The organism is Streptomyces sp. NPDC001219 (genome assembly GCF_053597915.1).
Window position 1 is genome coordinate 19,083 of sequence record NZ_JBSFJF010000079.1, and the last position, 9,711, is coordinate 28,793.

At 76.1% G+C, this 9,711-nt stretch carries 9 protein-coding genes; 5 read left to right on the forward strand and 4 right to left on the reverse strand.

The features are described from left to right. Nucleotides 1-202 precede the first annotated feature (202 nt). Complete coding sequence (locus tag ACWC9R_RS32330; RefSeq protein WP_450736881.1) at nt 203-490, reverse strand: zf-HC2 domain-containing protein; 288 nt, start codon at nt 488-490, stop codon at nt 203-205. 49 nt (nt 491-539) lie between these two features. Here ACWC9R_RS32330 and ACWC9R_RS32335 point away from each other — a divergent pair, with 49 nt between their 5' ends. Then, on the forward strand, nt 540-1,133 hold the full coding sequence (locus tag ACWC9R_RS32335; RefSeq protein WP_450736883.1) for a sigma-70 family RNA polymerase sigma factor: 594 nt from the start codon (nt 540-542) through the stop codon (nt 1,131-1,133). 80 nt (nt 1,134-1,213) lie between these two features. Here the strand turns inward: ACWC9R_RS32335 and ACWC9R_RS32340 are convergent, their stop codons facing one another. From ACWC9R_RS32340 to ACWC9R_RS32350, 3 genes are read right to left on the reverse strand one after another with little or no spacing between them, the layout of a single operon-like run. Beyond that, nucleotides 1,214-1,687, reverse strand: coding sequence for a copper chaperone PCu(A)C (locus ACWC9R_RS32340; RefSeq protein ID WP_450736885.1), 474 nt, complete (start codon nt 1,685-1,687; stop codon nt 1,214-1,216). Further along, the gene (locus tag ACWC9R_RS32345) at nt 1,684-4,053 is read right to left on the reverse strand and encodes a heavy metal translocating P-type ATPase (protein WP_450736887.1); all 2,370 of its coding nucleotides are present in this window, start codon (nt 4,051-4,053) and stop codon (nt 1,684-1,686) included. The genes ACWC9R_RS32340 and ACWC9R_RS32345 overlap by 4 nt, the downstream gene beginning before the upstream one ends. Next, complete coding sequence (locus ACWC9R_RS32350) at nt 4,050-4,331, reverse strand: hypothetical protein (protein ID WP_450736889.1); 282 nt, start codon at nt 4,329-4,331, stop codon at nt 4,050-4,052. The genes ACWC9R_RS32345 and ACWC9R_RS32350 overlap by 4 nt, the downstream gene beginning before the upstream one ends. A gap of 266 nt (nt 4,332-4,597) precedes the next feature. On the opposite strand from ACWC9R_RS32350, the gene ACWC9R_RS32355 reads away from it, so the two are divergent. The 4 genes from ACWC9R_RS32355 to ACWC9R_RS32370 all read left to right on the forward strand — a co-directional run bounded on the left by ACWC9R_RS32355 (nt 4,598) and on the right by ACWC9R_RS32370 (nt 9,559). Beyond that, nucleotides 4,598-5,866 (forward strand): cytochrome P450 family protein, encoded by a 1,269-nt coding sequence (locus ACWC9R_RS32355; RefSeq protein ID WP_450736891.1) that lies wholly within the window; start codon nt 4,598-4,600, stop codon nt 5,864-5,866. Next, the gene (locus ACWC9R_RS32360) at nt 5,860-6,819 is read left to right on the forward strand and encodes an L-tyrosine/L-tryptophan isonitrile synthase family protein (protein WP_450736893.1); all 960 of its coding nucleotides are present in this window, start codon (nt 5,860-5,862) and stop codon (nt 6,817-6,819) included. Before ACWC9R_RS32355 ends, ACWC9R_RS32360 begins: the two co-directional genes overlap by 7 nt. Nucleotides 6,820-6,930: 111 nt before the next feature. Further along, the gene (locus tag ACWC9R_RS32365) at nt 6,931-8,163 is read left to right on the forward strand and encodes a PucR family transcriptional regulator (protein ID WP_450736895.1); all 1,233 of its coding nucleotides are present in this window, start codon (nt 6,931-6,933) and stop codon (nt 8,161-8,163) included. Between the two features lie 151 nt (nt 8,164-8,314). Continuing rightward, nucleotides 8,315-9,559, forward strand: a complete 1,245-nt coding sequence (locus ACWC9R_RS32370; protein WP_450736897.1) for an MFS transporter — start codon at nt 8,315-8,317, stop codon at nt 9,557-9,559. The last annotated feature ends 152 nt before the right edge of the window (nt 9,560-9,711 follow it).

The following is a 9,711-nucleotide window of genomic DNA, read 5'->3' on the forward strand; positions in this document are numbered from 1 at the left end:
CGGTCGAATTCCCGAGCCGGTGGACGGACGGGCGCCGAGCGCCCGGGGTCCCGGCTCCGACTTCACCGGTCCCCGCCGGAGCGCAGGGACCGGATCATGCGAAGGACTCCAGATGATGAATCCTGTCCGGATACCGGTGGCAGTGCTGCCCGTATCCGATTCCGCACCGGCCGACGGGGGCGGTCGCCCGCGCGCTGCCGGGTCAGCCGGCCCGCTGGCCGCCGGTGTCCGCCGTGCCGGGAGCGACCGGACCCGGCAGTGCGGAGGCCGACCGCAGCCGGGCGAGCAGCGCGTCGGCGGCCGCCCGGTCGTCCTCGGGCGGCGCGGTGGCCTGGAGGCCTGTGGTCAGGGCGTGTGCCTGCGCGTGCCACCGCCGGCAGTCCTGGCAACCGGCGAGATGGCCGTCGAGCCGGCGGGCGGTGAGTCCGGGGGGCAGTTCCTCGCCGTCGAGGCGGGCGGAGAGTGCCGTACGGATGCGCGAGCAGAGCATGTGTCCATCCTCCCCGAAGCCGCACGGTGCGGCGAGGGGCGGTCGCGGGATGCGGGATGACGAGGCGGTGACGGCCTGGGCGCTGGCCGCCCGGACCGGTGACGAGCGGGCCGTGGAACAGTTCGTCCGGGCCACCCAGCTCGATGTGCGGCGCTATGTGACGCATCTGAGCGGTGATCCGCAGGCGGCCGACGACCTGGTGCAGGACACCTATGTCCGGGCGCTGCGCAGTCTGCCGCGGTTCGAGGGCCGGTCCTCGGCGCGGACCTGGCTGCTGACCATCGCCCGGCGGGTGGTGGCGGACCGCGTCCGGTCCCTCGCGGCCCGGCCCCGGCTGGCGGCGACGGACGACTGGCAGACGGCCGCCGAACGGGTGCAGCCGCGTGGGGTGCCCGGGTTCGACGAGGGGGTCGCGCTGGCCGAACTGCTGGCGGCGCTGGCCCCGGAGCGGCGGGAGGCGTTCGTCCTCACCCAGCTGCTGGGGCTGCCGTACGCGGCGGCGGCCGGGGTGGTGGGCTGTCCCATCGGGACCGTGCGCTCCCGTGTCGCGCGCGCCCGGGAGACGCTGGTCGCGCTGCTGACGGACGCCGAGCACACCGGACCGGCCGACGGGTCGCGGGTCTACGCGGAGGCCGTGGCCTGACGGTCCGCGCGCCGGCCGGAGCGGCGGGCCCATGGGCGGGCGGGTGCCCGGTCCATGGGCCCGCCGTGGCGCCGGCCGCGTCACTCGGCACCGGGGCGTACCGCCCGGGCCCGTACGGTCTGCGGCGGGCTGTGGCGGAAGTGCAGGGTGAAGGTGAGCCGGTCGCCGGGCGCGAGCCGGGGCGGCGGGCTCACCATCACGTCCAGGCCGGCCGGCGTCATGGTGAGGGCGGCACCGGCCGGGACGGTGGCGGTGCGGACCATCGCCATGCTGCGGGCGTTGTCGCCGATGTCGACGGTGCGGCTGAGCATCGCGCGATGGCCGGCCGGACCGGTGACGCCGGTCAGGACGTTGTCCGCGCCGCCGGAGTTACGGATGGTGAAGAACGCGGCGGTGGCCTCGGAGCCGCCGGCGATCAGCACCCGGCCCTCGGGGACGCTCAGGGCCGCGGGGGTCCCCGCGTTGCCGGTGGCGGTCCAGAGGGTGAGGGCGCCGAGGGTCACCAGGCAGGTGAGCAGCGGTACGGCGACGGCGGGGACGGACGGTCGGGTCATCGGGTCTCCCCCTGTGCGGCCGGCTGGGCGTGAGCGGAGCCGCGGGCGGCGGGACGGGTGCCGCCCGGCTGCCAGACGCGCAGCCGGAGGCTGTTGCCCACGACGAACAGTGAGCTGGCGGACATGGCGGCCGCCGCCGGCATCGGGCTGAGCAGGCCGACGGCGGCGAGCGGCACGGTGACGAGGTTGTAGCCGAAGGCCCAGACGAGGTTGCCGCGGATGGTGCCCAGGGTGCGCCGGGCCAGGCGTACGGCGTCGGCGATGCCCTGGAGGTCCTCGCGTACCAGGGTCACGTCGGCCGCGCCGATGGCGGCGTCGGTGCCGCTGCCCATGGCGATCCCGAGGTCGGCGAGCGCGAGGGCCGCGGCGTCGTTGACCCCGTCGCCGACGACGGCGACCCGGCAGCCCTGTTCCCTGAGGGTGGTGACGAGGGCGGCCTTGTCCTCGGGGCGGGCCTCGGCATGGATCTCGGTGATGGCGAGATGGCCGGCCACCGCGCGGGCGGTGGCGGCACGGTCGCCGGTGGCCAGGACCGGTCGCAGTCCCAGGCGGCGCAGGTGGTCGACGGCGCGGTAGCTGTCGGGGCGGAGCGCGTCGCCGACCGCGAGGACGGCCTCCGGGGTGCCGTCGACGGTGACCAGGACGGCGGTGTGGCCGGCCTTCTCGGCGGTGTGCACCGCGTCCGGCAGCGGGGCCGGCAGTCCGGTGAGGTCGCCGGGCCGGGTGACCTCCACGAGGCGCCCGTCCGCGGTGCCGCGTACGCCGTACCCCGGGGTGGCGCTGAAGTCCGCGACGGGCGGGAGCGGTTGATCCGGCTGCCGTTCTTCGGCGTGGGCGGTGACCGCGCGCGCCAGCGGATGCTCGGAGCCCTGCTCGACGGTGGCGGCCAGCCGCAGCACCGCAGCGGCGTCGAGGCCGCCGGTGCGCGGGGTGAGGGCGGTGACGCTCATCCGGCCGGTGGTGAGGGTGCCGGTCTTGTCGAGGACGACGGTGTCGATGCGGCGCAGCCGCTCCAGCGCCTCCGGCCCGCGGACCAGGATGCCCAGCTGGGCGCCGCGGCCGGTGGCGGCCAGCAGCGCGGTCGGGGTGGCCAGCCCGAGGGCGCAGGGGCAGGCGACGACGAGCACGGCCACCGCGGCGGTGACGGCGGCCTGTGGCTCGGCTCCGGCACCGAGCCAGAAGCCCAGCACGCTGACGGCGACGGTCAGTACGGCGGGCACGAAGACGGCCGCCACCGCGTCGGCGAGCCGCTGGACCTTGGTCTTGCCGGTCTGGGCGTCCTCGACGAGCCGGGTGATCCGGGCGAGTTGGGTGTCGGCACCGACCGCGTCGGCCCGTACCTCCAGCAGGCCACCGGAGTTGACCGCGCCGCCGACCACCGCCGTGCCCGGACCGGCCTCGACGGGGCGGCTCTCGCCGCTGATCAGGGACAGGTCCAGGGCGGAGCTGCCGTCGACCACGGTGCCGTCGGTGGCGACCCGTTCGCCGGGCCGGACCAGGAAGTGGTCACCGACCCGCAGCCGGTCCACCGCGATGCGCCGCTCACCGTCGGCCGTCCGTACGACGACGTCCTTGGCGGCGAGTTCGGCCAGGGCGCGGAGGGCGGCGCCGGTGCCGCGCCGGGCCCTGGCCTCCATCCGCCGTCCGGCCAGCACGAACAGCGGTACGCCGACGGCGGCTTCGAGGTAGAGGTGGGCGGTCCCGTCGCCGGCGGCCGGCAGCAGGCTGAACGGCATCGTCATCCCGGGCGCCCCGGCCCCGCCGAGGAACAGCGCATAGGCGGACCAGAGGAAGGAGGCGGCGACGCCCAGGGAGACCAGGGTGTCCATGGTCGCCGCGCCGTGCCGCAGCCCGCGCAGGGCACGGACGTGGAAGGGGGCGGCGCCCCAGACCGCGACGGGTGCGGCGAGCACGAAGCACAGCCACTGCCAGTCGCGGAACTGCCAGCCGGGCACCATCGACAGGACCAGGACGGGGAGCGAGAGCAGGGTGGTCACCAGCAGCCGGTGCCGCTCGGCGCGGGCGCCGTCGTCCGGGGAGCCCTGGGCGTCCGGGGCGTCCTGACGGCCGGTGGGTGACGCCTGGTCCGCCGTGTCCGGTTGCGGGGCGGGGGCGGGGAGCTGTGCGGTGAACCCGGCCGCCTCGACGGTGGCGATGAGCTCGGTGACGGGGACCGCCGCGGGGTGGCTGACCGTGGCCCGGCCGGTGGCGAGGTTCACCGTGGCGGCGACGCCCGCCAGCCGGCCGAGCTTCCGCTCGACCCGGCCCACACAGGCGGCGCAGGTCATCCCGCCGATCGTGAGGGTGGTGCTGCGGTCCGGTTCGGCGGCGAGGGCCGGGGTGCCGGTCCGGGGCTCGGGCGTCATCGCGGTGCTCCCGCCGGCAGCGGGCGGGGAGCCGCGGCGCCCATGTCATGCATGCCGCCCATGTCCCCGTGGTCGGCGGGCGGGGACTCTCCCGTACGGGTCCCGTCGGCCGGGCGCAGCCCCGGGGCCACCGGCCCGGCGGCGGTCCCGGCCGCGTACGACAGCATGCCGAGCACCACCAGCAGCGCGAGGAAACCGAGGACCGACCGGGCGGGCAGCAGCCGTGTGACAGCCTGGCGAAGAGGGGGCCGACTGCGGTCGGCCGAAGAGCTGGACATCGCGTCATCGTGGCAGCCGGCGAGGGTGCCGGGCGGCCGATTCGTGGCTTGTGCGCACGTGAGGTTTGTCCCGTTCCGCCGCCGGAACTCACCGGCCGCCGGGCCCGACTAACTGGGTTTGCGCGGGTCCACCGCACCCGCGCGCTCCCCCGCCGCCGAAATCACATCCCCCGCCGGGAACTCGGCGCGCCCGCGGCCCGACCTCTCCAACGCCGCGCCATCCGGGCGCGGTTCGTCGTCCCACCCCCCACCGTTGAGGAGACGCCGTGTCCCCGTCGTCCGAACCCGTCGAGCTGTACGGGCCGGAGTACGAAAGCGATCCCTATCCGCTGTACGCCGCGCTGCGGGAGCGCGGCCCGGTCCACCGGGTGCGCTTGCCCAGCGGGGAGTGCGCCTGGCTCGTCACCGGCTACGAGGCCGCGCACCGGACGCTCACCGACCCGCGGCTGGGCAAGCACCACTCGCGGGGCGACGCGGCCTGGCGGGCCCGCGCCTCGATCCTGCCCGAGCCGCAGCACTCGCAGCTCCAGGTACACCTGCTCCACCAGGACCCGCCGCGGCACCCCGCGCTGCGCCGGCTGCTCACCGACGCCTTCGCACCGCAGCGCGTCGAGGCGCTGCGCCCCCGCTTCCAGGAGATGGCCGAGGCCCTGCTCGACGGGCTCCCGGAGAGCGGCGAGGCCGACCTGGTGGAGGCCTTCGCCGCCCGCTTCCCCTTTCAGGTGCTCGCCGAAGTCATCGGGCTGCCCGCGGAGTTCGCGGGCCGCTTCGACCGGGACTGGGGCAAGGCCGTCCAGCCCGTGGGGGCCGGGGACCCGGGCCGGCCGGCGTACGAGGCGCGGCCGCGCGGGCTGCAGCAGTACCTCGCCGACCTGGTCGGCCACAAGCGCGCCGAGGGCGGTGAGGACCTGCTCGCCCGGCTGGTGGCGGCCCACGACGCGGACCGGCTCGGCCAGGAGGAACTCGACTCGATGGTCTTCCAACTGCTGGTCGCGGGGCAGGAACCGGTCACCCACCAGATCACCACGGCGCTGGTCACCCTGCTGCGGCACCCCGCGCACCTCGCGGAGCTGGCCGCCCGGCCGGAGCTGCTGCCCCGCGCGGTCGAGGAACTCCTCCGGTATGACAGCGCGTTCGAGCTGACGACCTGGCGGTTCCCCGCCGAGGACGCCGAGCTGCACGGCACCCGGGTCCCGGCGGGCGACTCCGTCCTCGTGTCGCTGAGCGCGGCCCACCGCGACGGCCGGCAGTTCCCCGACGCGGACGGTCTGCACTTCGACCGCACCCCCAACCCGCATCTCGCCTTCGGCCACGGCATCCACTCCTGTCCGGGCGCCACGCTCGTCCGTGTCGAACTCCAGGTGGCCGTGGGCACCCTGCTGAGACGGCTGCCCGGTCTGCGGCTCGCCGTTGCGGACCCGGAGCTGGAGTGGACCCCGGCGGTGCCGGCGCGCGGCGTCGGCCGGCTGACGGTGTCCTACGGCGGCTGCCCGTACACGGGTTCCGGTGGGAACGGGCCGGATGCCGCGTGCTGACCAGCCCGGCGCCGCCGCGTCCGGCGGCGCCCTCCGACGAACCGGCCCGCTGCGCCGAGGTGCTCGCCACGCTCCTGCCCTACCGGCGCACCCTGGACACCGACACCGTCCACGGTGACACCCCCGACGCCTTCCCCGCCCACCTGCGCCTGCTCGCCGCGCCGGTGGCGGCGGACGAGCCGATCGTGTTCACCCTGCCGGGCTTCCCCTGCAAGTCACCCAACCCGGCCAAGGTGCTCGGCCACCTCCCCGACGAGGGCGAACGGCTGGCACTGCGCTTCCTGGACGCGCTCTGCGCCCGGATCGCGGCCCACCACCCGCCCGGGGCGCGGGTGGTGATCTGCTCGGACGGACATGTCTTCAGCGACCTCATCCAGGTACCCGACCGCGACATCGACGCCTACGCCGACGCACTGCGCGCACTGATCCACGACGAGGGCCTGACCCGGCTCGACGTCTTCGATCTGCGGGACGTCTACGGGCGGCACCTGTCGCACGACGCCAAGCGGACCCTGGTCCACGAGCGCTACGCCCCGGACCTGGACACCCTGCGGTCGCTGACCCGCAGCGACGAGCCCACCCGGCGGCTGTACCAGGGCATCACCCGGTTCCTCTTCGAGGACTCCGTCGCCTTCACGGGAACCCGTTCCGCGTTACAGCGCAGCTGCCGCCGGCGCGCCTACGGGGTGATGCAGCGCAGCCGCGCCTGGGGCGAGCTGATCGCCGCGCACCATCCGGGAGCGTTCCGGCTGTCCATCCATCCGCAGCCTCGGGGCTCGGAGAAGTTCGGCATCCGGCTGCTGGAGACGCCCGATGTGTGGCTGACGCCCTGGCACTCCTGCGTGCTCGAACACGCCGACGGGCGGCGGGAGTTGCTGCACCGGGCGGAGGCCGAGCGGCTCGGCCGGCTGGTGCACCGCCAGGGACGGCCGAGCCACTTCGTGGCCGGATGAGGGGGCGGGGTGGGCGTCACCCGCCGGCGGGCGGCGGGTGACGCGCCGCGCACGGTGCCACTGGAGCAGCGGACTAGGGTGACGCGTCACGACGGCACCGGAGGCTGCTTGATGACGACGGATGTGCCGGGTGCCGGCCCGGTGGCGGACGGGGCCGGGTTGCCGGTTCCTGAGCTGTCCGCCACCGCGCGGGCGCTCGCGGCGCGCTGTGCGCCCCGGGTGAACGCGCTGGCCCGGCTGATGTCCCAGGACACCTTCGCGCAGCTGCACGGCTATGCCGAACTCCCCGCCGAGGTCAAGGACGTGGAGATCGCGGCGACCGCACGGCACGGGCTGCGGCTGTTCCTGGAGCGGGTGGTGCACGAGCCCCGGTCCGGCCCCGGCGACCTCGCCCTCTTCCGCGAACGCGCCGCCCAGCGGGCCGAGGAGGGCATGCCGCTGCCGCTGCTGCTGGCCACCCACTGCGCGGGGGTGCGGGTGCTGTGGCAGGCACTGAGCGAGGCCGCCCGCCCCGGCGAGGACGCCGCGCTCGCCGAGCTGGCCGGCTGTCTTCTCGCCGCCGAGCAGCGGATCGTGGGCGCGGTCACCGAGGCCTACCTCGACGAGCAGGCCGCCCTCGCCGCCGAACGCCCCGAGGAGCAGCGCTCGTTGGTACGCGCCCTGCTGGAGGGCACCGCGCCCCCGCCGGGCGCCGGCCACCTCGACGGGCCGTCACTCGTCCTCTTCGTGCAGCTGCCGGACGGTCCCCGGGCGCCGGTTGCCGCACGACGGGTGGCGCGGCGGCTTCAGGCGGTGCTGGACCGTGCCTTCGGCAGGGAGGTGCTCGCCCTGCTCGACGGTGCCGGAGGCCGGGCGGTCGTGCCCGGCCGGGTGCCGCCACCGGACGGCCTCGCCGGGCTGCTCGACGGCGTCTGCGGGCCGGGCGTCCGGCTCGCCGCCGTGCCCGCCGCGCAGGTCACCGGGGTGCCGGAGGCGGCACGGACCGCAGCGCGGATCGTGCGGGTGGCGCGGGCCTGCGGCCACCCGGCCGGGCTGCACCGCCTCGATGACGTGCTGCTCGAATACCAGCTGTCCCGGCCCAGTGCCGGCAGCGACCGCATCGCCGCCCTGCTCGACCCGGTCGCCGGCCGCCCCGAACTCGTCGAGACCCTGCGGACGCACCTGGAACAGGCCCAGGACCGCCGCGCCACCGCCCGGCTGCTCACCCTCCACCCCAACACCGTCGACAACCGCCTCGCCCGGGTGTCCGCGCTGACCGGTCTCGACCTCTCGACGCCACGGGGCGCGGCCCTGGCCCTGGCGGCGCTGCTGCTCCGCGACGCCGAGGAGCGGCCGGCGCCTTGAGGCGTGCCGTTCGGGGCAGGGCGGGCCCCTGCCACAACGGGTGGTTGTGGCCACCGGGCGTCCCGGTTGTTTGCCCGGCGGACGTGCCGCTGGCTTGGATGGCTCCGGCCGGGGCGGTGGCGCGCGGGCGGGTGCGAGGGACGGGGTGGGCATGGGGGCCAGGCGGTCGCTGGGGCGGCGGTTCGGATGGCTGTGGGCGGCGTACGGGGTCAGTGCCCTCGGTACCCGGCTCGCGTTCGACGCGTTCCCCTTGACCGCGGTCCTGGTGCTGCACGCCGGACCGACCCAGGTGTCGCTGCTGGCCGCCGCGGGACTGGCGGCCGGGGCGGCGGTGGCGGTGCCGCTCGGCCCGTGGGTGGAGTTCCGCCCCAAGCGGCCGGTGATGATCGCGATGGACCTGGTGCGCTGCGCGGCGCTGCTGACCGTGCCCGCGGCGTACGTCCTCGGTCTGCTCGGCTTCGTCCAGCTCCTGGTCGTGTCGGTCGTGGTCGCCGCGGCGGACATCACCTTCAACGCGGCCGCCGGCGCCTGCCTGAAGGCGCTCGTCCGGCCGGCCGACCTGCTCGCCGCGAACGCCCGGTTCGAGTCCACGACATGGACCACCACCGTGCTGGGACCGCCGCTCGGCGGGGCCGCGACCGGGCTGTTCGGTCCGGTGCCGACCGTGCTGGCCGACGCGGTCAGCTATCTGCTCTCGGCGGCGGGGCTCCGCGCGATCGGCGGCGGCGAACCGCGGCCGGTGCGCACCGGTGCCCCCCGGCTCCGGGCCGCGGACGTGCTCGAAGGGTGGCGCCACCTCCTGGCCCATCCCTCGCTGCGCCCACTGTTCTTCAACACGGTGCTGGTCAACGGCCTGATCATGGCGACCCAGCCGCTGCTCACCGTCCTCCTGCTCGGCCGGCTCGGGTTCGCGCCCTGGCAGTACGGTCTCGCCTTCGCGGTGCCCTGCCTCGGCGGTCTGGTCGGCTCCCGGCTGTCCGGCCCGCTCGTCGCGCGGTTCGGTCAGCGCACGGTCCTGTTCACCGCCGGGGTGCTGCGGGTGTGCTGGTTGCCCGGACTGGCCTTCGTCCCTCCCGGTACCGGCGGGCTGGTGCTGGTCATGGCCGTCGAGCTGGGACTGATCACCTGCATGGGGGTGTTCACCCCGGTGTTCGCCGCCTACCGGCTCGCCCACACGCCGCCGGACCGGGTCGTCCGCACGCTGTCCGCGTGGTCGGTCACCGGCAAGGCCACGGTCGCGGCGCTGACCGCGCTGTGGGGCCTGCTGGCCGGACTCTTCGGACTCCGCGCCGCGATCGCACTCGCCGGGCTCCTCAGCCTGGTGACCCCGCTCCTGCTCCCCCGGCACGGCCGCCCGCCGCGGCACGAGCCGGAAGTGGCCGGGAGCGGCGGCTGACGGGACCGCGGCACTCACGCGGAACCGTGTCGCGCCGCGCGCCCCGAACAGACGGTGGTGGGGGGGGGGGGGGGGGGGGGGGGCGGGCGCCCCCCCCCCCCCCCCCGGGGGCGGGGGTGGGGGGGGGTTTGTTTGTGGCGCCGGCTCTCATC

Excerpts from the sequence above, each read along its gene's own strand:
- ACWC9R_RS32370 (WP_450736897.1), top strand. The coding sequence starts at position 8,315 with ATGGGGGCCAGGCGGTCGCTGGGGCGGCGGTTCGGATGGCTGTGGGCG.
- ACWC9R_RS32330 (WP_450736881.1), bottom strand. The coding sequence starts at position 490 with ATGCTCTGCTCGCGCATCCGTACGGCACTCTCCGCCCGCCTCGACGGC.
- ACWC9R_RS32335 (WP_450736883.1), top strand. The coding sequence starts at position 540 with ATGCGGGATGACGAGGCGGTGACGGCCTGGGCGCTGGCCGCCCGGACC.
- ACWC9R_RS32350 (WP_450736889.1), bottom strand. The coding sequence starts at position 4,331 with ATGTCCAGCTCTTCGGCCGACCGCAGTCGGCCCCCTCTTCGCCAGGCT.
- ACWC9R_RS32345 (WP_450736887.1), bottom strand. The coding sequence starts at position 4,053 with ATGACGCCCGAGCCCCGGACCGGCACCCCGGCCCTCGCCGCCGAACCG.
- ACWC9R_RS32340 (WP_450736885.1), bottom strand. The coding sequence starts at position 1,687 with ATGACCCGACCGTCCGTCCCCGCCGTCGCCGTACCGCTGCTCACCTGC.
- ACWC9R_RS32365 (WP_450736895.1), top strand. The coding sequence starts at position 6,931 with ATGACGACGGATGTGCCGGGTGCCGGCCCGGTGGCGGACGGGGCCGGG.